This window comes from Sporosarcina jeotgali, assembly GCF_033304595.1.
Taxonomy (GTDB): Bacteria; Bacillota; Bacilli; order Bacillales_A; family Planococcaceae; genus Sporosarcina; species Sporosarcina jeotgali.
The window spans coordinates 2,311,161-2,332,500 of record NZ_CP116341.1; the positions used below are offsets into that span (position 1 = coordinate 2,311,161).

Genomic DNA, 21,340 nt, shown 5'->3' on the forward strand with positions numbered 1-21,340 from the left:
GTCAAATTCCCCCTAAGTAAGATTTGTAAAGTATACAATGAGTCCTTGCACAATTCCAATCATACCACCTAATAGTGCCCCAAGGACGGTAATCATTTTAAATTCACGCTTTGAGATGCCAAGAACGAGATCTTCCAGTACTGAAACTGGGAATGTATCGACTTGTTCTTTCACGATCTGATCCAATTTCAATCGTTTCAAAGATTGTTCCAGTTGAATCTCAGCTTGTGTAAATGCGAACTCAATGACTTTTGGAGTCAAGTTGACTGCAGTCCATTCAGCACCTGCCGGCCAATAATCGTGAATCGGTTTTGCGAGTCGATTAGCGACATCCAATTCTTTTAAGAGATAGTTTCGCAGCGAAATGCCAAGTCCATCCCAGTCAAATCCGCCCGCCAGTTCTTCCATCGGACGCTGCTTCAACTTGGTCCACTCTTTCGTCAGCATCGTTTCAATGAGTTGCGCAGTTCCCGGAGCGGAAATGAATTTCTTCGCTTCCCGCTGGACTTTTTCGACGAGTGAATTCGAATCTCCGAAAAACATTTTGACCATTCCGCCAAGTGTTCCTTTAGACTCGAGGAAATCTGTTATCAATCGTTGAAACATGACTTTTCCTTCATAAGAATCTACAAATTGATCCGCCCGGGTCAATACATAAGAAGTTACGGCCGGAATATGTGTTTCTGCTTCGAGCAGCCACTTTTCAGGAACTTTTTCTTCCACAGTTCCTGATAGAATTGCTTGTTTTGCTGCGTCAAATCGAGCGTCAATGAGCGCACTTGTTTTCCGTTCCAGAACAAGCTCCAAATCTGAAACCCCTGCCAGTTCAAGCCATTCAGCGATCGTTCTCTCCGAATTGAAAATTTCTTTCTCCAATCGGCTTTGAACGAATTGTTCCGCTTTAGCTGCCATGTCAGGCGTCAACAGACGCTTTCGAAAAGTATCCGGTGTGAGTAAATAATTCGTTACAGTACGGCCGAGCTGTACTGCAAGTTCATCACGTCGTTTCGGGATAAGTCCCGGGGTAAATGGAATCCGCCAACTGCCGATATATTTTGCCTCGTGAGGTCGAAATAACATCTTAATAGCTAAGTGGTTCGTGAAGCCCCCGATTACTGCTCCGATGAGTGCCATGAACAAAATAATCCATATAAATTCCAATCGCTTCACCTTTTCCTGTTCGATTTCTTTCATCTTATAACAGAACAGCATGCTTCACCAACTAATTAGGCTGTCAGTTGTGTATAGTTATTCGGCTGATTTTGTTTTGAAAATCCAGTATGATGAACAGTAGATACGTGAAACGATGAACGAAAGGATGATTCCATGGAACGAACAGTACAAGATGCACTCGGCAGATCTGTCACCTACACCTATCCGCCGAAACGAATTATTTCCTTATGTCCCGGTATCACTGACACCTTATTTGCGTTAGATTTGCAAGATGAAATCGTGGGAAGAACACGTTTTTGCATTCATCCCTCTCCAGCGGTATTGGACGTTAAAGCCGTTGCCGGCACAAAGGACATTAAAATGGACGCAATCTTGCAGCTCAAACCGGACCTGATTATTGCCGAGAAAGAAGAAAATACAAAGGAAATCGTCGAAGCGCTTGAGCAGCACCTCCCAGTTTACGTTGCAGAAGTACAATGCGTGCAAGAGGCGTATACTATGATTGAAAATATTGGGGATGTCACCAATCGCCGACTTGAAGCCGAGAGCTTGAACTCTGCGATTCAGGAGGGATTTAAGTCTCTTCAAGGATTGACCTCAGGCAGTGCAGTGTATGTCATTTGGAAAAAGCCATATATGGCCGCTGGCCGCACAACCTATATCGATTCACTGCTTGAAACGCTTGGATTTACGAATCCAATCACCGAATTTCCTGGAAGGTACCCAGAACTTACGACTCATGATTTCCAATCAGTAAACCCCGACTTGGTACTTTTAGCTTCTGAACCATATCCTTTCAAAGAAAAGCATATCCCTGAATTTCAGGAGATGCTGCCAAATGCGACAATTTTACCGATTGACGGGGAGATGTTTTGGTATGGGCCAAGAATGATTGAAGCTGCCGCTTACTTCAAGAAACGGCTTAGTGAAGCGTTTTGATGAAGCCGAAAAAACTTTTCTAATTTTCCCATTAATTACTACATGGCAATATATTTACACAAATCGCGTTTAGTGCTATAGTTGTCCTATCGACATACCTTTTATCATGGTAACTGAAATTCCGACAGGGCTTTTAGTAACGAACTCTTCTGTTTCCATTGATACTCTGTCGAATGACATTTTGACAGTGCGCTGTCTTTCAAACTTTGCATTTCTGATTGGCCTCAGGAATTCATTTAGCATCATATACATACAAAACCACCTTCCGCATTTTTGCGAAGGGTGGTTTTGTCAGTTTAAGGGAGCGCATTATAAATGGTGGACATCCGGATTGCGTGCTCCATTTCATCATGAAGTGCGATGAACAAAGGATTGTATGCTTCTTCAATAGGAATTGTTAACAACATTTCTTTATACGTTTCAATGTCCTCTAATTCATCTGCAAGGGCTTTTTGTACACATTGTTTTGCGTCATAGCATGGCACTGGACGCTTCGGATTAGGAACAAACGAACCTGTCAGCATATAATGGAGCTGTTGGAACATTTCGTAATGACTTTTCTCGTCTTCGTATGCATGCTGGACAAAGTCTTTCCACATCGGTTCTTTTAATTGATCATGCAGCGACTTGTAAAAAAAGTAGGCACGGTATTCATCTTGAATGGCTTGTTTTAATTTTGAGACAAACACGTCTCGCCCTCCTAAATAGTTTACTTCAACTATATGCAGGAATGAATTGAATCATGAAAGGGGTTAATCATATGTTACAGCATTTTAGAGTACAGCCGATGTTTGAAGGCGGTCAGCTGCCGGGATGGACGTTTTCATTCCAGCAGGGGGCTGAACGGTATACAGGCGATTATATGCCAGACGGGACCATTAAGTGGACAAATTCTGTCCCGAATGATGAAGAGTCCGTAAAAAAAATGGTACACGAGCTGATGACCTTTCACGTTTATGAATAACGAATTCTTTTTTGCACAGACTATCTGTATTAATTAACCTTGGAGGGAATGTGCATGGAAGAAAAGACTCCTGAACAATTGGCAAAAGAAAAACAGCAATTGTTCGCAGAAAACCAAAAAACAGAAAATGTTTTTGAAGACAAAGACCGTATGACCGATGAGCAAAATGCGTGGAAAGAAACGCAGCCTAAGCGGATGTAGCTGTCAGATTAATAGTGACCAAAAAAGGACGATTCCTAGAGGTGTTCATACCCTTTTGGAATCGTCTTTTTTAGTCTTCAGATAACTTTTGTTTGCCGATCACGACATAGTAATATATCGAAGAAATGACGTAGAGCGCTGCCGTGATACTGAAGGCGATTGCATAACCCCAGTAAAAACCTTTAGCAACAACGAGCCCTGTTGCGATGGGCGCCATGGATGCCCATCCCAGTTGAAAGACCGTTTGGTTCATTGAATTGGCGAGTCCTCTATACTTATCTGAAACAAGTTCCATCGCAACCGCACTTTGAATTGGATTGCCCGCATTCATAAGTGCTTGGCGGAGCAGAAATCCTAGAGACGCCAGCATGAGGGAATTTGTAAACGCTGTAAGAAGCAGAAAAGGGATTGAAAGCAATTGAAAAAGAATGAGCGCCTTCACTTTACCGATTCTCTTAACCAGTAAGGGTCCAATGAGTGCTGCGACTGCTGTCATAGCAGAGCCAAGGGAAAGGATGAGCCCGATATACGAATTGGACGCACTGAAACGATTGGCAAAGTATAAGTTCAAGTACGGAACTACGAGACCCGAACCGATTCCAATCAGCAAACCTGCGAACGAAAAGTGAAGGATGAGGATGAAGTTCTTTTTGAAACTTGTATCCATCCGTTCTTCAGGCTGCTTCGGAGTTGCTTCACGCACTTGTACGGGAATTGGCGGCTTGTCTTTTAAAGCGAATAGCGGCGGCAGGCCTAACGCAAATACTCCGGCACCAATATAAAGCGACCAGCGGATGGCATCGACTGCGCCCATATTGAAGAACAGCTGCAGCCCGTCTGCCAGCAGCCCTCCTGCAAGGCTTCCGATTACTTGTGAAACCGTAATGAGCGCAAACTGGATGCTGAATAGCTTAACCCTTTCAGAAGGGGCTGAGTTTTCTGCAAGAAATGGAATTCCGGAAACTTGCACAAACGCCATAAACACACCAGTGAGTAAGGACACAAAGATAATGGGTTCTTCCATTACTGTCGCACTTCGCCAGAATAAAGTGATGACCGTAATCGCTGCCCCTCCTGTTATCATCCACTTGCGGCCGAATTTATCACTTAAAAATCCAGCTGGTACAAGCATAATCGCTGTTGCGAGCGCGGTCATGGAAATCACTTTCCCATTTACCGTTTCTGGCATGCCGAGTTCACGAATATACAAATTATACATCACCATAAAAACACCAAGCCCAATTTGAATGAAGACGTTGGCGAGCAGGAAGAATTTCACGTTTCGATTAAACGAAAGGATGGTCTTTTTCCAATCATGAATCAGGTTCAAGGGATGCCCTACTTTCTTTTACCAGATATTTCGTTACTCTAAATATATGTTTTTTTTAGAATGTACGCAATCCTTTTTCGTTTTTTTAATGAAACTCCTGATTCACTTACGCTTCATTCCTGAACAGAAAAAAGCCGAAGCACATTAGCTTCGACTTTTTTAGGGTTTATACAGATATCCCGGATTGCAGCTTATACATTTGCGCGTATTGACCGTCGAGCTGTACCAATTCGTCATGTGTTCCGCTTTCAGCGATTTCCCCGCGATCCAACACAAGAATCTTGTCTGCATTTTTTATCGTAGAAAGTCTGTGGGCGATGATAAATGTCGTACGTCCTTTTTTCAATACATCCATTGCGTGCTGAATAATTTCTTCCGTCTCTGTATCGATATTGGATGTGGCTTCATCCAATATTAAAATTGCAGGATCGAACGCGAGTGCACGAGCAAACGAAATGAGCTGCCGCTGTCCGCTGGAAAGTGTACTTCCTTTTTCAACAACGGGTTCCTCAATTCCTTTCGGTAAATGCTCCAGAACCCGTTCGCCGCCAACCGCTTCAAGTGATTGCTGAACTTTTTCTCTTGAGATACGCGCATCCCCAAGACTGATGTTGGATTCAACTGTCCCTGTGAACAAATAAGGATCCTGCAAAACGATGCCCATATGATTACGAATCGTCTGCCGCGGCAAAGAAGTGATATCAACCCCATCGATCAGGATTTTTCCTTTCACAGGATCATAGAAACGGAATAATAAGTTCATGATTGAACTTTTTCCTGATCCCGTATGCCCGACAAGAGCAACCGTCTCCCCGCGCTTCGCTTCGAACTGAATATCTTTCAAGACATACTCCTCATCTTTGTAGGCAAACCATACATCTTCAAACGTCACATTTCCCTCGTAGCGCTCCATTCGTTCATCACTTACTGGTTCTCCAGTCCGATCCATCAGCTGGAAGACCCGCTCTGCAGCGACTAACGAGTGTTCCAATCGGGCAAACTGGTTCACGATACCCGTTACTGGGTTAAACAGACGCGTAATATAGTCAACGAAAGCGTACAGTAAACCGACCGATACAGCGCTTTCTGTTGTAATTGAAGCCCCTGCAAAATACCAGATGAAAATTACGAACGTAATCGAACGTATCGCATTCACCAGGTTATGGGACGTTGCCGCTTCCACTTTCAGTAACTTCGTCTGGTACTCGTAATGCGTCGTATTCAGCTCTTCAAATTCGTCTTCCATTTGTTTTTCTCGTCCAAATGCCTGGATAATCGTCATCCCATTAATGGATTCATTGATCATCCCATTCATGTCACTGACTTTTGCGCGGATGACGTGATTGACTTTGGATGCAAATTTCCGATAAAGAATCATCCAGATGTAGAGTAAGGGCAGGACAAATAGCAAAATCGCTCCCATTTTAGAATCCAGACTGAACAATGCAATATAGATACCAATAATATACATACCACTAATTGCAAATTGAGACACGACGGTTACATACAAATGACGGATGGCTTCTGTATCGTTTGTCACACGCGCTACGACTTTACCCGCAGGCAAGTTATCAAAGTAGCTGATAGGCAGCGTCTGGATATGCTGATACAGTTCATTTCTCATTTTCTGAACAATCCGGTTTGCTGTTGACTGCAGCATTAAATACTGACCGTATCTAAAGATTGCTGTGACTACAGCCAGGCCGAAGAAAATCGCAAGAAGTTTCGCAATCGGTTCAAAGTCAATTCCGCCTGTTGCTGCACCTGCTATATGGTTATCAATAATTTGTTTCGCAATAATTGGTCCAAGCAAATCTGCTCCGACCGCAATCGCCAGAAGTGCCATGCCGCCAATGAAATACCCTTTGAATTGCACCGCATAGTTCACTAAACGTTTACCTGTTGTCATTATTCTCCCCCTCCGATCTGCTGGCGGTCATACTGTTCTTTATACCAGCCGTTCATCGAGAGCAAGTCTTCATGGTTACCTTCTTCAGTCACGCGGCCATCCTCAAGGACAATAATCCAATCCGCATGTTGAATTGCTGATAATCGGTGCGTGGTGATGATTGTCGTTTTCCCACTGCGCTCATTTTGGATGTTCTCAATAATCCGGGTCTCTGTTTTAGCATCGACTGCGGACAGTGAATCATCCAATACCAATATCTCTGGATTTTTCACAATAGCACGGGCAATTGAAATCCGCTGCTTCTGACCGCCAGAAAGTGCCACGCCTTTTTCACCCACGAGTGTTGCCAGCCCTTCAGGCAGCATCTCCAGATCCTTTTCAAAATGAGCCAGACGAATTGCTTCTGCAATATCATGATCATCCGCATCCGGTTTACCAAACAAAATGTTTTCGCGAACCGAACGCGAGAATAGCACATGATCTTGCGGCACATAGCCAATCCAATTACGGACTTGCTCTTTCGTCATTTCATCCAAGCGATTCCCGTCAAAAGACAGCAAGCCTTCCCCTGCAGGATATTCGCGCAGCAGCTGTTTGACAAATGTTGTTTTCCCACTGCCCGTTTTACCGACAATCCCCAATGTTTGACCGCCGGATAACTTCACCTGAATATGATCCAAGTTTTTACGTCCTGACGTTGGGTAAGAAAAACTTACATCCTCGAAACCAATCACTCCAGGACGGTTCATCTGAACAGGCATTGATGGATCACGGACATCTTCAATCGCATTCAAGGTTTCTTGCACACGATCGAGAGATGCATTTCCGCGCTGCATGACATTGATAAGTTCACCGATTGCAAACATCGGCCAAACAATCATTCCAAGGTAGACATTGAAGGTTACAAGTCCGCCTAATGACATTTCTTGAATTGAAACCAGATAAGCCCCATAACCAAGGCCGATCATATAGGAGAGGGATGTCATGATTTTTGATATCGGGGTAAATAATGCGTCAATTCGTTCTACGTCCATATTTTTACGGTAGACGTCCTCCGTAGCTTCCTCAAAACGGTGTTCCTCTGCACGTTCTTGTACGTATGCACGCACTACTCGAACTCCTGCAACTGCTTCTAGAACGTCGTCATTCAAATCACCAAATGCTTTTTGTGCGGTGACGAACTTCAAATGGATTCGCTTCCCTAACACTTGCATCAAATACGCAAGAATTGGCAACGGTAAAATCGCTGCAAGGGTGAGCTTCCAGGATACGAGAAACCCCATCATGACGATAAGAGTGGACAAATAGACGGTGGAGTCGATGAGCGTCATAATTCCAAATCCAGCAGTTTCCGAAATAGCCTGTAAATCATTCGTCGATCGCGCCATCAGATCTCCTGTTTTGTTTCTCTGATAAAACGTCGGAGTCATTTTCAGAAAATGACGCATTAAATTGCCGCGTAATTTCCGTTCAATTACATTGGCCCCTCCAAAGAGCTGGTACTGCCAAACGTAATCACCGATATATCCAATTACAATAATAAGCAGCATAATACCGATATATGTCCAAAGTAATTGAGCATTCATCGTATTCATGTGGATTCCATCGATTGCCTTTCCAATAATCCACGGCGGGATGATTGCTAAAATACTTGTCATAATGAGCAAAACCAGTGCAATTGTGTAGCGCTTTTTGTTCTCCTTAAAAAACCAGCTTAATTTCCCTAAAACCGAAAACATACTATTCTACGACCTTTCTTGGAGCAGCCTCAGCTATCCGCCTTCAGGTGTCTCCTTTTTCAACAATTTTATAGGTTGGATCGTTTCGTTCATCACATCGATAGCTCCCCTTTCGTATTAGTTGTATATGCAACACGCTTTGCGTGATAACACCTTATTTTAGTGAACATAAAAAAACACACGTTCTCACTCAGAGACGTGTGTCTGAATAGAGAACTGTGCCCTGTAATCCAACGATTTTAGATTCAATCTGCTAGAATCGCGGTGCGAAGGGCCAAGCTTGAAATTGGGTGATTTTTTTCTCTGCACGATTGTTCATGTTAAGCCCTCCTTTTCCTTTCGAGTTTCGAATAATATTAGATTATCACGCTCTTTTGAACATTGTCAATACTTTTTATGAAATCTTTTGAAAATTTCATAGGTTCTTACAGATGGTTCTTAAGGAAAAATTATTGTATTTCTTGCTTTAACCATTTATGATTAGTTCAACTACCTAATTTTAAACCACAGGAGGTGTACGCTTTGTTTCCCCCTTTACTGGCATGGAACAAAGCACCCATTTGGATATTCCCATACGCTTGGCAGCATTTGCTGCCTTGATCGCCCTCACTGCATTTTTTGTTGCAGCTGAGTTTGCAATAGTGAAAGTCAGAATGACACGAATCGAACAGCTAGCTTTAGCAGGCAGCAAAAAAGCGAACAATGCTAAACGTGTTGTAGATAATCTCGATGAATACTTGTCTGCCTGTCAGCTCGGAATTACGATTACCGCACTCGGACTCGGTATGCTTGGTGAACCGACCGTTGCGTTAATGCTTGAGCCTTTGTTTACTTATTTGCAGTTATCAACTAGCATGACAGTCTTCCTTTCTTTTTCTATCGCGCTTATTGTCGTGACGTTCCTTCATGTAGTCATTGGCGAGCTTGCTCCCAAAACGGTAGCGATTCAGAAAGCAGAAACGTTAACACTAGCACTTGCAAAACCACTCATCATCTTTTATCGCACGATGTATCCGTTCATTAAGATTTTAAATGGTTCAGCAAGATTAGTGACCCGGTTATTTGGTTTACGGCCAATCCATGAAGCAGATGTAGCCCATACAGAAGAAGAATTGCGAATGATTTTGTCCGACAGTTTGAAAAGCGGGGAAATCAATCAATCCGAATACAAATATGTGAATAAGATATTTGAATTCGATGATCGGATTGCAAAAGAAATTATGGTTCCTCGAACGGAAATGATGACCATTGAAAAGGAAATGACCGCTGCTGAAATCTTCAACATGCCTGGCATCGAACAATTCACTCGATACCCTGTCATCGATGGCGACAAAGACCATGTAATCGGTCTCGTCAACATGAAGCATTTGCTTACAGCATATATTAAGAACCCTAAAAACGGGGAGTTGCCGGTCACTGCGTACATGCAGCCGATTATCCGTGTCATTGAAACGATGGCAATTGGAGATTTGCTGTTAAAGATTCAACGCGAGCGCATTCATATGGCAATTCTTATGGATGAATACGGCGGTACTTCCGGTTTAGTAACAATTGAAGACATATTGGAAGAAATCGTAGGAGAAATCCAAGACGAATTCGATAAAGACGAGTTACCGGATGTTCAAGTGGTTGGCGAAGGCCACTTCATCCTTGATGCAAAAATGTTATTAGATAACGTTAATAATACCCTTGGCATTGATCTCGATGAAGAAGACATCGATACGATTGGCGGCTGGTTCATGTCCCAGCGTTTTGAAGCCATTCCCGGCGAAAAGATTATTGAACAAGGCTATGAATTTTCCGTCAAGGATGTAGAAGGTCACCATATTCTTTATCTTGAAGCTGAGAAGCTGGAAGATGAAGAGGCAGACTTGGAAGAAGAGATGGTCTAACCAAAAAGAGACGATTCCATTTTAATTTGGAATCGTCTCTTTTTTATTGCTCGGGATTTTTAGAAAAGTAATCTACTCTGTAAATATCACGACGGCGATCTTTCAACTGTTTGACAGTCCCATCTTGACGCTGGCGTTTCAAAACTTCTAAGTCAACATCGCCGATCAGCACAGTCTCCAGATTTGCATTCGCTTCTCCGACAATGCCGTCTCTTGCAAATTCAAAGTCCGAAGGTGCGAAGATCGCAGATTGTGCATATTGGATATCCATATTAACGGCTTGCGGCAAGTTTCCGACCGTCCCAGAAATGACCGTATAGATTTGGTTTTCTACAGCACGTGCTTGAGCGCAATAGCGAACTCTCAAATAACCTTGACGGTCTTCAGTACAGAACGGTGTGAAGATGATGTTAGCGCCTTTTTCAGTTGCGATACGGGCAAGCTCAGGGAATTCAATATCGTAACAGACTTGAATCGCAATCTTACCGCAATCCGTGTCAAACACCCTTACTGAATCGCCAGCACTGATTCCCCAGTATTTTTTCTCGTTTGGCGTGATGTGAATCTTATACTGTTTATCAATCGAACCATCCCGTCTAAAGAGGTAAGAAATATTGTAGATTTCCTCGTTCTCTTCTTCAACAAAGTGTGACCCGCCAATAATATTCACATTATAACGAACCGCCAAGCTGTTAAACAGTTCGATATATTCTTCTGTGTACTCGGAAATCTTCCGCACAGACTGACTTGCTGATGGTTCATCCAAGAAGGACATCAGTTGAGTCGTAAAGATCTCGGGGAATACGGCGAAATCGGAATTCGCATCAGCTGCAACATTCACAAAGTATTCCACTTGGGATGCTAATTCTTCAAAACATGAAATTTTACGCATTAAATATTGAACGACACAAATCCGTACGGGGTAGCTCGTTTTGTAATGACGTTTCGACACGGCTTTATAGTCAATATTATTCCATTCCATAAGTGTCGCATACCGCTTGGACGCTTTATCATCCGGCAAATAGTTCGGGTTGATGCGCATCAGGGTGAAGTCATTCATCAGCTGGAACGTTAACACGGGATCGTAAATTCTATGTTTTGCGACTGAGTTCACGTATTCTCTTGGTGACATCTCATCTGAATGCTTATGATAATTTGGAATGCGGCCGCCAATAATGATCGACTTCAAATTCATTTCACGAGCAAGTTCTTTACGAGCTTCATAAAGTCTTTCTCCGACTTTCATGCGTCTGAACTCAGGGTGAACCATTACTTCGATTCCATACAAGTTATATCCTTCAGGATTGTGGTTCGTTATGTAGCCATTATCGGAAATATCGTCCCATGTATGGCGGTCATCATATTCTGCAAAGTTCACAATCAGACTGGAGCATGAACCAATAATTTGTCCATCCAGTTCAGCAACAAACTGCCCTTCTGGAAATACAGTCAGGTGACTCTTTAAATGTTCTGTTTCCCAGGGATCCATTCCAGGAAAACAAGCCTCTTGCATTGCTATTATTTCAGGGATGTCCGACATTTCCATTTGCCGAACAATCATGCTTATTTCAAATGATGATAAATCAAATTCTTCACTCAACACAAATCACCTCTCTACCTTAATTACCCTAAATTTTAAAGATTATGCCCAACAATAGCAAAAAAGTTGGTTTCCCTCTATAATAAGGAGTTGAAATCGCTGAGAGGAGCACTTGAAATGAACAAGCGTTTGGAAAACTTGTTACTGGTGATATGGACCGTTGCATTGGTTGCAACATTAGGCTCCTTATACTATTCAGAAGTTAAAGGATTCATCCCGTGTCTATATTGCTGGTATCAGCGTATTTTGATGTATCCCCTTGTTTTGATCGCGGGGATTGCACTCATCCAGAAGAACGGACGTATTGCGCTTACCACTGCGGCATTCAGCCTGATTGGCGTTTGCTTGTCAGCCTATCACTATGCAATCCAGAAGCTCAGCTTCTTCCAAGACCGTGCCGGTACGTGCGGAGATGTCCCTTGCACAGCACAATACGTAAATTACTTAGGTTTCATCACTATCCCATTTATGGCATTCGTTGCATTTGCTGTGATTTTTATTGCCAGTGTAATCATGCTAAAACAGTTGAAGGAGACGAAATAATCTATGAAGAAGTTATTAATCATTGGTGGAATTATCGTTGTATTTTTTGTCGCGATTTTCGCACTTACTACTGCCTCAAACAAATCGAAGCTCGCTGACAATCCATATGGAACGGACGAGTTAGAACCGTCTACCATCGACTTGATCGGCAATGAGAACTATGACAGCATTGTATTGCCTGATGCAGTATCCAAAAAGATTGAATCCGGCGAACCTACTACCGTCTATTTCTTCCACCCTCAATGTCATTTCTGCATGGAGATGACCCCAGTCCTAATGCCGATTGCGAAAGAAGAAGGCGTTAAAGTCAATCAATACAATATGCAGGAATTTGGCGATGATGCTAAAGAAGCCTATGGCATTACAGAATGGCCAGCACTTGTCCAGTTCGAGAACGGCAAGGAAGTCGGCCGTCTCGTTGGATTGCAGCCTGAAGAAAATATCCATGCATTCTTCAACGAGTATTACAGCAAGTGAGTAACGGAAAAGAGGACAAATTAATGACATCATTTACGTACACAGTAAAAGATTCTGACGGTACGCTTGAACAATTATTGCGTGACGGCTGGCAAGCTGGAAAGAAAAATATTCACGAGTTGCGAATGGCGAATGCCGTGACAGATTCAGGAGGAGTTCCTGTAGTCTGGCGCACGCCTTTAACAGCAGGAACTGAGTTAACATTTCAGTTACCTGAAGCCCATTCAGAATATGCACCATTAGATGTGCCTGGTGTGAAGGTACTCACAGAAGATGATCACTTCCTGGCAGTTTTCAAACCAGACGGAATAGCCGTTCATCCTGATGGGACAAGCCGTGAAGCCACCATGATGAATGCTGTGATTGCCCATGTTCAAGCTGCAGGCGGTACGTACGCTGAGCATATTCAGCGTCTTGACAAAGGAACTTCAGGAATTGTGATTGTCGCGAAGCATCCCATGGCAAAAGCCATGTTCGATCGTATGATTGCTTCGAACGAGATTACCCGGCTGTATCACGCTGAAGTGGAAGGTCGATTGAAACGTTTGAAAGGCAGCGTCAATATGCCGATTGGCCGTGATCGACACCACCCGACGCGCCGGCGCATTTCAATGTCAGGTCAATCTGCCGTCACTCATTTCAAAGTGATTGAACGTAAAGAACAAACGACAATGATCGAAGCGACCCTCGATACAGGCCGTACACACCAAATCCGTGTTCACATGGCGCATTTAGGCCACCCGGTAGTGGGAGATAACTTATATGAAGCATCAGCTCTTCCTGACGGCACGTATCGTCTAACTGCCGTTGAAACTTCCTTCATCCATCCATTTACGGGTGAAAAAATTGTCATCACTGCTTAACGAATAGACAAAAGCGTCATGGGAAGGTCCCCATGACGCTTTTTATTTTAGCCAATTGTATCTGGATCCGTACCTGTTCTTTCGTTACGGTTTAATTCATCAATCATTTTCATCTCTTCTGCAGTTAACACAAAGTCACCAATTCGACTGTTTTCCAAAATTCGTTCTGGTGTAACTGATTTTGGAATGACGATTAAATCATTTTGCAGATGCCAGCGAATAATAACTTGCGCCGCCGTCTTGCGATGTGTTTTCCCGATTTCTCCTAGAACAGCATTATCCAAAAGCTTCCCTCGTGCAAGTGGCGACCACGACGTGACTGCAATGTTATGCGCACTGCAGTAGTCCCGTAAAGGAACTTGTGTCAGCAAAGGGTGCAATTCTATTTGGTTAACCATTGGAGCAATATTCGCAGTTACAGAAAGTTTTTCAAGATGATGGATATGGTGATTGGAAACACCAGGTACTCGAATCATCTTTTCTTCATACAACCGTTCAATAGCACGGTACGTTTCTGCGAATGTTTCGCTAACTGGCCAATGCGTCAAATAGAGGTCTAAATAGTCCAATCCTAATTTATTCAAGGAAGATTCAAATGCCCGTAATGTCTGATCATACCCTTGGTCAGTATTCCAAACCTTGGATGTGATAAAAAGTTCATCACGCGAAATTCCTGAAGTCCGGATTGCTTCTCCAGTTTCAGCCTCATTCTCATAAATCGCTGCTGTATCAACCGCACGGTAACCATGCTCCAATGCATAAGAGATTGCTTCAACCGTTTGCTTGGAATCCGTCATTTTATAAACACCTAGACCAAAACGAGGCATATGTACGCCGTTCGCAAGCTGTTTGGTTTCTGAATAGGTAGCTGCCATAGTAGTACCACTCCTTTGTTTTTACGTATTTCTTATTCTAATCATATCACTCGTCAGGAGGACTGAACACGAATACGCAATAGAATTTGTCAGGCACTTGTCATATATTTTAAAGTGAGTCATTTCCTTTTTGTTGCGGTTCCGGTATAATGATGTTAGAACAACTGATTCAACAGGAGGGTATCTGATGAGACTAATTCTAATCATGGGTGTCTGCTTCGCATTCCTATCCGCAATCTTCACAGGCGGTTATGCTGACAAGCCAGGCAAAGTGAAAAAATAACACATTAAAAAGGATGCAGCTCAATTGAGCTGCATCCTTTTTTAGTGCAAACCAGGGTAACTTTGCTGGCGCAGCGCTTCGTATACAAGTATCGCTGCTGTATTAGACAGATTCAAGGATCGTATATGATCATTCATAGGAATTCGAAGACACGTATCTAAATGCGCTTCTGTCACCTCAGAAGGCAATCCAGTCGTTTCTTTACCAAAGACAAAGAAGATATCTTGATCAACAGTTGAAAAGTCGAAATCGGAGAAAGTCTTTGTCCCAAACTTAGTGATGAAATAGAATATCCCCTCAGGATACTTCTCAAACAATTGATTGATATCCCCGTGATACGTAATATCAACATGCTCCCAATAATCCAGACCTGCCCGTTTCAACATTTTATCATCGGTTGAAAACCCAAGTGGTTCTATTAAATGCAGTTTGGCTCCTGTTCCTGCACAAGTTCGTGCAATATTGCCAGTGTTCGCTGGAATAAGCGGTTCAAAAAGTGCTACGTGTATCGGCATAATTCCACTCCTTCTATTCAGTAACAGCCATCTTCATGACTGCTTTTTTTATTTCCTCCACTACAGTATCTTCCGTCTCTGTTTCTACCACCCGTTCAAGTGTCAGCCGTCCAGTTTCGGATCCTATTTCCCCTATAGCCCAAGCGCATGTATGACGAATCATCGGCCGTGGATCCGTTTCGAGCAGCTCCACCAAATCCGGGATTGCCGCCTCTTCTTTGAAATGTGCTAACGCTAAAATCGCATTGCGCTGAATAGGGTTTTTCCCTCGCCAAGAGCCTGACATATGACCAAAGGTTTCCTTAAACTGAAGATTTGACAACTTTAATATCGGTTGAAGTAAAGGCTTTACGAGTTCAGCTTCAGGCACGAACGATTCTTGATCCAAATTATATTTCCGTTTGTTTTTCGGACATACAGTTTGGCACGTATCACACCCATAGATGCGGTTCCCCACTTCTTTACGGAACTCTTCAGGGATTGGCTGCTTCGTTTGCGTCAAGAAAGCAATACAGCGCTGTGCATTCAATTGCCCCCCTTGTATCAAGGCACCTGTCGGACACGCATCCAGGCATAGTGTGCACTCCCCGCATTGATTCTCCATTGGAACATCCGGTTCAAAAGGCAAATTTGTAATCATTTCGCCTAAATAGACATAGGAACCGAATTCTGGCGTTATAATAGAACAATTTTTCGCAGACCAGCCGATTCCTGCACGTTCTGCAACAGCCCGATCAGCCAGCTCTCCCGTATCTACCATTGAGCGTGTTTTCACTTCCGAAGAACGCTCATGTAAGAACTCTTCCAATAATGCTAACTTTTCGCGTAAGACCGTATGATAATCGGTTCCCCATGAAGCCCGGCAAAACATTCCGCGCCGCTCACCTTTCTTCCCTTTCGGTGCATCAGTCATCTTGGAAGGATAGGCAACCGCAATGGAAATGATACTCTCTGCACGATCTAATAGTAAAGCAGGTTCTGTTCTTTTTTCAACGTCACTTTCTTCAAATCCTGATTGATAGCCAAGGTCCTGCTGCCGCTTCAATCGATTTTTCAACTCCAAGAAAGGAGCTGCTGTTGTAAAGCCGATCTTATCAACACCAATTTCCAAAGCATAAGCCACTAAGTCTTTTTGCAATTGAGCGATATTCACCATCTGCCACCTCCCTTATGATAAACTTGAGAAAAATATGAACAGGATGATTTTATGAAATTCTATCTAGAACCTTCAATAGTTGATGCTGTTCCTGATTTCAAAGTAGCCATCATCCATTATAACAGGACAACCGTATCTGACTCTCCCCAAATGCTAAAAGGAAGACTGCAATTATTTCAAGAACAACTCTTCTTTGAACTGGAAGAACGTTCTTTTGATGAGATCGACGGAATCCGGGAATGGCGCAATGTTTGGAAGGCACTTGGTGCTGATCCTGCCCGCTATCGCCCCTCAGTTGAAGCATTATATCGACGCATCAGTAAACAAGCTTACATGGAAAGTCATTCGAGTGCAATTGACTTGAATACCTTGTTTAGCCTTCAATACGGAATTCCTTCCGGTATGTATAACTTAGAAACATTAACTGGCGATATACGTGTAACGATAGGACATGCAGAAGATGGATACGATGGATTAAATGGCAGATTCAATTCATTACATAACATGCCAATCCTAAAGGACGGATACAGTCCTTTCGGCAGCCCCTATGCAGACTCTGTCCGGAGTGCAATCACCGAAGAGACAACAGAAATACTTCATGTATTATTCCTGCGTCCTGAGATGAATGTAGAAGAAGCACAACGCCTTGCAAAAGCATGCGGGACGATGTTTACGAGCATTAATGGGGGTGAAGCAACAGCCGCTATTTTATGTGCTGAGAACCCTTCTATAGAGGTTACAGACTTACCGCCTCGACAAGATGCTAAGTATTAACTTCATTACTACCTATTATAATAGTGTTAGGTTGGAAACCCGCAGATCTACAGAGTGCGGGTTTTTTCGCATGGCATGCATGAACCCATTTAGGACCTGAGATCAATGAGGATTCTTGAAAATAGACAACAACAAAAAAAGAACAACCGAAGTTGTCCTTTTCTGAGATACCCGAGGCCGGACTTGAACCGGCACGCCTTGCGGCATCGCATTTTGAGTGCGACGTGTCTGCCATTCCACCACTCGGGCAAACTAGTAAAATAAAATAAACGGAAACCATATATTGGAGGCGGCAACCGGAATCGAACCGGTGGTAAGGGTGTTGCAGACCCGTGCCTTACCGCTTGGCTATGCCGCCGTAGAATAAGTGGAGCGGAAGACGGGATTCGAACCCGCGACCCCGACCTTGGCAAGGTCGTATTCTACCACTGAACTACTTCCGCTAATAACTGGGGTAGCTGGATTCGAACCAACGAGTGACGGAGTCAAAGTCCGTTGCCTTACCGCTTGGCTATACCCCAAAAATAAAAAAGGGGCGGCTGAGGGGAATTGAACCCCCGAGTGCCGGAATCACAATCCGGTGCGTTAACCACTTCGCCACAACCGCCATAATAATAAGATGTTTCAAGTCAAGAGACAAGTAAGATAAATGGCAGGGGCAGTAGGAATCGAACCCACACCAAAGGTTTTGGAGACCTCTATTCTACCGTTAAACTATGCCCCTGTAAAGAATGGTGGTGGGGGACGGATTCGAACCGCCGAACCCGGAGGGAGCGGATTTACAGTCCGCCGCGTTTAGCCACTTCGCTACCCCACCATAGGGAATTTCATGGTGCCGGCGAAAGGAATTGAACCCTCAACCTACTGATTACAAGTCAGTTGCTCTACCAATTGAGCTACACCGGCATATAAGATGGCTCAGGACGGAATCGAACCGCCGACACAAGGATTTTCAGTCCTTTGCTCTACCGACTGAGCTACTGAGCCATATTGTTTTTAAAGAAAATGGCGGTCCCGACCGGGATCGAACCGGCGATCTCCTGCGTGACAGGCAGGCATGTTAACCGCTACACCACGGGACCATTTGGTTGCGGGGACAGGATTTGAACCTGTGACCTTCGGGTTATGAGCCCGACGAGCTACCACTGCTCCACCCCGCGATAATATTAAAACCGATTAATAAAGATATAATGGTGGAGGATGACGGGCTCGAACCGCCGACCCTCTGCTTGTAAGGCAGATGCTCTCCCAGCTGAGCTAATCCTCCACAATACTATGTGCTGCTGGCATATCTTATTCATAAGAATGTAAATGGTGACCCCTACGGGATTCGAACCCGTGTTACCGCCGTGAAAGGGCGGTGTCTTAACCGCTTGACCAAGGGGCCATACTGTTTATAATAGAGAAGTTAACTGGCGGAGAGCAAGGGATTTGAACCCTTGAGACAGCGTTAACCGTCTACACGATTTCCAATCGTGCTCCTTCGGCCACTCGGACAGCTCTCCATTATGGCTCCGCAGGTAGGACTCGAACCTACGACCGATCGGTTAACAGCCGATTGCTCTACCACTGAGCTACTGCGGAATAGATAAACTATTAAAGGATTTTCACTTAGCAGTGAAAGCCTGGCGACGTCCTACTCTCACAGGGGGAAGCCCCCTACTACCATCGGCGCTGAAGAACTTAACTTCCGTGTTCGGTATGGGAACGGGTGTGACCTCTTCGCCATCATCACCAGACAATTTCACAACACAAGAATTATTATACCATATTCAAGTTGTAAGTGCAAGTGTTAATTTTAATTTCTTTTTAAAAAGTTTTTTAAAAATTAATCACTCAAAACTGGATAAAACCAACATTGAAACTCAAAACAATCACATGATTCTTTAACTTATATTTGGGAAAGTCCTCGATCTATTAGTATCTGTCAGCTCCACATGTCGCCATGCTTCCACACCAGACCTATCCACCTCATCATCTTTGAGGGATCTTACTTACTTGCGTAATGGGAAATCTCATCTCGAGGGGGGCTTCATGCTTAGATGCTTTCAGCATTTATCCCGTCCACACATAGCTACCCAGCGATGCCTTTGGCAAGACAACTGGTACACCAGAGGTGTGTCCATCCCGGTCCTCTCGTACTAAGGACAGCTCCTCTCAAATTTCCTGCGCCCGCGACGGATAGGGACCGAACTGTCTCACGACGTTCTGAACCCAGCTCGCGTACCGCTTTAATGGGCGAACAGCCCAACCCTTGGGACCGACTACAGCCCCAGGATGCGATGAGCCGACATCGAGGTGCCAAACCTCCCCGTCGATGTGGACTCTTGGGGGAGATAAGCCTGTTATCCCCGGGGTAGCTTTTATCCGTTGAGCGATGGCCCTTCCATGCGGAACCACCGGATCACTAAGCCCGTCTTTCGACCCTGCTCGACTTGTAGGTCTCGCAGTCAAGCTCCCTTATGCCTTTGCACTCTACGAATGATGTCCAACCATTCTGAGGGAACCTTTGGGCGCCTCCGTTACTCTTTAGGAGGCGACCGCCCCAGTCAAACTGTCCGCCTGACACTGTCTCCTGCCCGGATCACGGGCAAGGGTTAGAAGTCCAATACAGCCAGGGTAGTATCCCACCATTGCCTCCTCCGAAGCTAGCGCTCCGGTCTCTCAGGCTCCTACCTATCCTGTACAGGCTGCACCGGAATTCAATATCAGGCTACAGTAAAGCTCCACGGGGTCTTTCCGTCCTGTCGCGGGTAATGCGCATCTTCACGCATATTATAATTTCACCGAGTCTCTCGTTGAGACAGTGCCCAGATCGTTACGCCTTTCGTGCGGGTCGGAACTTACCCGACAAGGAATTTCGCTACCTTAGGACCGTTATAGTTACGGCCGCCGTTTACTGGGGCTTCAATTCGAAGCTTCGCTTGCGCTAACCTCTCCTCTTAACCTTCCAGCACCGGGCAGGCGTCAGCCCCTATACGTCACCTTACGGTTTTGCAGAGACCTGTGTTTTTGCTAAACAGTCGCCTGGGCCTATTCACTGCGGCTCTCTCGGGCTATACACCCTACCAGAGCACCCCTTCTCCCGAAGTTACGGGGTCATTTTGCCGAGTTCCTTAACGAGAGTTCTCTCGATCACCTTAGGATTCTCTCCTCGCCTACCTGTGTTGGTTTGCGGTACGGGTACCTCCCACCTCGTTAGAGGCTTTTCTTGGCAGTGTGAAATCAGGGACTCCAGGGTATACACCCCTTGCCATCACAGCTCAATGTTAGAGAAACGGGATTTGCCTCGTTTCACACCTCACTGCTTAGACGCGCATGACCAACAGCGCGCTCACCCTATCCTTCTGCGTCACCCCATCACTCAAACGGTGGGGAGGTAGTACAGGAATATCAACCTGTTGTCCATCGTCTACGCCTATCGGCCTCGACTTAGGTCCCGACTGACCCTGAGTGGACGAGCCTTCCTCAGGAAACCTTGGGCATTCGGTGGAAGGGATTCTCACCCTTCTTTCGCTACTCATACCGGCATTCTCACTTCCAAGCGCTCCACCAGTCCTTCCGGTCCAGCTTCAACGCCCTTGGAACGCTCTCCTACCACTGACACCAAAGGTGTCAATCCGCAGTTTCGGTGATTCGTTTAGCCCCGATACATTTTCGGCGCAGCGCCACTCGACCAGTGAGCTATTACGCACTCTTTAAATGATGGCTGCTTCTAAGCCAACATCCTGGTTGTCTGGGCAGCGCCACATCCTTTTCCACTTAACGAATACTTTGGGACCTTAACTGGCGGTCTGGGCTGTTTCCCTCTCGACTATGGACCTTATCACCCATAGTCTGACTCCCAAACATAAATCATCGGCATTCGGAGTTTGTCTGAATTCGGTAACCCGGGATGGGCCCCTAGTCCAAACAGTGCTCTACCTCCGAGATTCTAACGTTTGAGGCTAGCCCTAAAGCTATTTCGGAGAGAACCAGCTATCTCCAGGTTCGATTGGAATTTCACCGCTACCCACACCTCATCCCCGCACTTTTCAACGTACGTGGGTTCGGGCCTCCAGTAAGTGTTACCTTACCTTCACCCTGGACATGGGTAGATCACCTGGT

At 44.7% G+C, this 21,340-nt stretch carries 17 protein-coding genes, 15 tRNA genes and 2 rRNA genes (1 of these 34 running past the window's edge); 8 read left to right on the top strand and 26 right to left on the bottom strand.

Going from position 1 to position 21,340, the window contains the following annotated elements; translation table 11 throughout:
- Positions 1-12 precede the first annotated feature (12 nt).
- Positions 13-1,212 (bottom strand): DUF445 domain-containing protein, encoded by a 1,200-nt coding sequence (locus PGH26_RS11500; RefSeq protein WP_323691219.1) that lies wholly within the window; start codon positions 1,210-1,212, stop codon positions 13-15.
- Positions 1,213-1,326: 114 nt separating this feature from the next.
- On the opposite strand from PGH26_RS11500, the gene PGH26_RS11505 reads away from it, so the two are divergent.
- Positions 1,327-2,112, top strand: a complete 786-nt coding sequence (locus PGH26_RS11505) for an ABC transporter substrate-binding protein (protein ID WP_323691220.1) — start codon at positions 1,327-1,329, stop codon at positions 2,110-2,112.
- Positions 2,113-2,408: 296 nt separating this feature from the next.
- Here the strand turns inward: PGH26_RS11505 and PGH26_RS11510 are convergent, their stop codons facing one another.
- Entirely contained in the window at positions 2,409-2,801 is a 393-nt protein-coding gene (locus tag PGH26_RS11510) for a ferritin-like domain-containing protein (RefSeq protein WP_323691221.1), read from the bottom strand.
- Positions 2,802-2,872: 71 nt separating this feature from the next.
- Between PGH26_RS11510 and PGH26_RS11515 the strand changes: the two genes are divergently transcribed.
- Both PGH26_RS11515 and PGH26_RS11520 read left to right on the top strand, forming a co-directional pair.
- Positions 2,873-3,076 carry a YheE family protein gene (locus PGH26_RS11515; protein ID WP_323691222.1) on the top strand — a complete coding sequence of 68 codons (204 nt, stop codon included), beginning with the start codon at positions 2,873-2,875 and terminating at the stop codon, positions 3,074-3,076.
- Between the two features lie 54 nt (positions 3,077-3,130).
- Positions 3,131-3,277 carry a hypothetical protein gene (locus tag PGH26_RS11520; RefSeq protein ID WP_323691223.1) on the top strand — a complete coding sequence of 49 codons (147 nt, stop codon included), beginning with the start codon at positions 3,131-3,133 and terminating at the stop codon, positions 3,275-3,277.
- Positions 3,278-3,347: 70 nt separating this feature from the next.
- Here the strand turns inward: PGH26_RS11520 and PGH26_RS11525 are convergent, their stop codons facing one another.
- The 3 genes from PGH26_RS11525 to PGH26_RS11535 all read right to left on the bottom strand — a co-directional run bounded on the left by PGH26_RS11525 (position 3,348) and on the right by PGH26_RS11535 (position 8,255).
- On the bottom strand, positions 3,348-4,607 hold the full coding sequence (locus tag PGH26_RS11525; protein WP_323691224.1) for an MFS transporter: 1,260 nt from the start codon (positions 4,605-4,607) through the stop codon (positions 3,348-3,350).
- Between the two features lie 166 nt (positions 4,608-4,773).
- Positions 4,774-6,516: an ABC transporter ATP-binding protein gene (locus tag PGH26_RS11530; RefSeq protein ID WP_323691225.1), complete on the bottom strand. Its 1,743-nt coding sequence runs from the start codon at positions 6,514-6,516 to the stop codon at positions 4,774-4,776.
- Positions 6,516-8,255: an ABC transporter ATP-binding protein gene (locus PGH26_RS11535; protein WP_323691226.1), complete on the bottom strand. Its 1,740-nt coding sequence runs from the start codon at positions 8,253-8,255 to the stop codon at positions 6,516-6,518. The genes PGH26_RS11530 and PGH26_RS11535 overlap by 1 nt, the downstream gene beginning before the upstream one ends.
- Positions 8,256-8,797: 542 nt before the next feature.
- Here PGH26_RS11535 and PGH26_RS11540 point away from each other — a divergent pair.
- Entirely contained in the window at positions 8,798-10,147 is a 1,350-nt protein-coding gene (locus PGH26_RS11540; protein ID WP_323691227.1) for a hemolysin family protein, read from the top strand.
- A 43-nt stretch (positions 10,148-10,190) separates the two neighbouring features.
- On the opposite strand, the gene PGH26_RS11545 is transcribed toward PGH26_RS11540, so the two are convergent.
- Positions 10,191-11,747, bottom strand: a complete 1,557-nt coding sequence (locus tag PGH26_RS11545) for a GNAT family N-acetyltransferase (protein WP_323691228.1) — start codon at positions 11,745-11,747, stop codon at positions 10,191-10,193.
- A 117-nt stretch (positions 11,748-11,864) separates the two neighbouring features.
- Here PGH26_RS11545 and PGH26_RS11550 point away from each other — a divergent pair, with 117 nt between their 5' ends.
- Genes PGH26_RS11550 through PGH26_RS11560 form a run of 3 tightly spaced genes read left to right on the top strand, consistent with a single transcriptional unit; the run spans position 11,865 to position 13,630 of the window.
- On the top strand, positions 11,865-12,290 hold the full coding sequence (locus PGH26_RS11550; protein ID WP_323691229.1) for a disulfide oxidoreductase: 426 nt from the start codon (positions 11,865-11,867) through the stop codon (positions 12,288-12,290).
- A 3-nt stretch (positions 12,291-12,293) separates the two neighbouring features.
- Positions 12,294-12,767, top strand: coding sequence for a thioredoxin family protein (locus PGH26_RS11555; protein WP_323691230.1), 474 nt, complete (start codon positions 12,294-12,296; stop codon positions 12,765-12,767).
- Between the two features lie 23 nt (positions 12,768-12,790).
- Positions 12,791-13,630: an RluA family pseudouridine synthase gene (locus PGH26_RS11560; protein ID WP_323691231.1), complete on the top strand. Its 840-nt coding sequence runs from the start codon at positions 12,791-12,793 to the stop codon at positions 13,628-13,630.
- Positions 13,631-13,677: 47 nt separating this feature from the next.
- Here the strand turns inward: PGH26_RS11560 and PGH26_RS11565 are convergent, their stop codons facing one another.
- The 3 genes from PGH26_RS11565 to queG all read right to left on the bottom strand — a co-directional run bounded on the left by PGH26_RS11565 (position 13,678) and on the right by queG (position 16,456).
- Positions 13,678-14,505 (bottom strand): aldo/keto reductase, encoded by an 828-nt coding sequence (locus tag PGH26_RS11565; RefSeq protein WP_323691232.1) that lies wholly within the window; start codon positions 14,503-14,505, stop codon positions 13,678-13,680.
- Positions 14,506-14,829: 324 nt separating this feature from the next.
- Positions 14,830-15,303: a tRNA (uridine(34)/cytosine(34)/5-carboxymethylaminomethyluridine(34)-2'-O)-methyltransferase TrmL gene (gene trmL / locus PGH26_RS11570; protein ID WP_323691233.1), complete on the bottom strand. Its 474-nt coding sequence runs from the start codon at positions 15,301-15,303 to the stop codon at positions 14,830-14,832.
- A gap of 13 nt (positions 15,304-15,316) precedes the next feature.
- Entirely contained in the window at positions 15,317-16,456 is a 1,140-nt protein-coding gene (queG, locus tag PGH26_RS11575; protein ID WP_323693520.1) for a tRNA epoxyqueuosine(34) reductase QueG, read from the bottom strand.
- A 54-nt stretch (positions 16,457-16,510) separates the two neighbouring features.
- Between queG and PGH26_RS11580 the strand changes: the two genes are divergently transcribed.
- A complete protein-coding gene (locus tag PGH26_RS11580) occupies positions 16,511-17,233 on the top strand; it encodes a B3/B4 domain-containing protein (protein WP_323691234.1) in 723 nt (240 codons plus the stop codon).
- A gap of 168 nt (positions 17,234-17,401) precedes the next feature.
- On the opposite strand, the gene PGH26_RS11585 is transcribed toward PGH26_RS11580, so the two are convergent.
- The 17 genes from PGH26_RS11585 to PGH26_RS11665 all read right to left on the bottom strand — a co-directional run.
- A tRNA-Leu gene (locus tag PGH26_RS11585) sits at positions 17,402-17,482 on the bottom strand.
- A 35-nt stretch (positions 17,483-17,517) separates the two neighbouring features.
- Positions 17,518-17,591 (bottom strand) — tRNA-Cys (locus PGH26_RS11590).
- A 10-nt stretch (positions 17,592-17,601) separates the two neighbouring features.
- A tRNA-Gly gene (locus PGH26_RS11595) sits at positions 17,602-17,676 on the bottom strand.
- A gap of 6 nt (positions 17,677-17,682) precedes the next feature.
- Positions 17,683-17,754 (bottom strand) — tRNA-Gln (locus tag PGH26_RS11600).
- A gap of 13 nt (positions 17,755-17,767) precedes the next feature.
- A tRNA-His gene (locus PGH26_RS11605) sits at positions 17,768-17,840 on the bottom strand.
- A gap of 43 nt (positions 17,841-17,883) precedes the next feature.
- A tRNA-Trp gene (locus PGH26_RS11610) sits at positions 17,884-17,957 on the bottom strand.
- Positions 17,958-17,965: 8 nt separating this feature from the next.
- Positions 17,966-18,050 (bottom strand) — tRNA-Tyr (locus PGH26_RS11615).
- A 13-nt stretch (positions 18,051-18,063) separates the two neighbouring features.
- A tRNA-Thr gene (locus tag PGH26_RS11620) sits at positions 18,064-18,139 on the bottom strand.
- 8 nt (positions 18,140-18,147) lie between these two features.
- Positions 18,148-18,220 (bottom strand) — tRNA-Phe (locus PGH26_RS11625).
- 19 nt (positions 18,221-18,239) lie between these two features.
- Positions 18,240-18,315, bottom strand: a tRNA-Asp gene (locus PGH26_RS11630).
- A gap of 3 nt (positions 18,316-18,318) precedes the next feature.
- A tRNA-Met gene (locus PGH26_RS11635) sits at positions 18,319-18,393 on the bottom strand.
- A gap of 31 nt (positions 18,394-18,424) precedes the next feature.
- A tRNA-Val gene (locus PGH26_RS11640) sits at positions 18,425-18,500 on the bottom strand.
- 45 nt (positions 18,501-18,545) lie between these two features.
- Positions 18,546-18,620 (bottom strand) — tRNA-Glu (locus tag PGH26_RS11645).
- A 26-nt stretch (positions 18,621-18,646) separates the two neighbouring features.
- A tRNA-Ser gene (locus tag PGH26_RS11650) sits at positions 18,647-18,738 on the bottom strand.
- Between the two features lie 4 nt (positions 18,739-18,742).
- Positions 18,743-18,817 (bottom strand) — tRNA-Asn (locus PGH26_RS11655).
- 39 nt (positions 18,818-18,856) lie between these two features.
- Positions 18,857-18,972, bottom strand: a 5S ribosomal RNA gene (gene rrf / locus PGH26_RS11660).
- A 158-nt stretch (positions 18,973-19,130) separates the two neighbouring features.
- Positions 19,131-21,340: ribosomal RNA gene (locus tag PGH26_RS11665) — 23S ribosomal RNA — on the bottom strand (it continues 722 nt past the right edge of the window).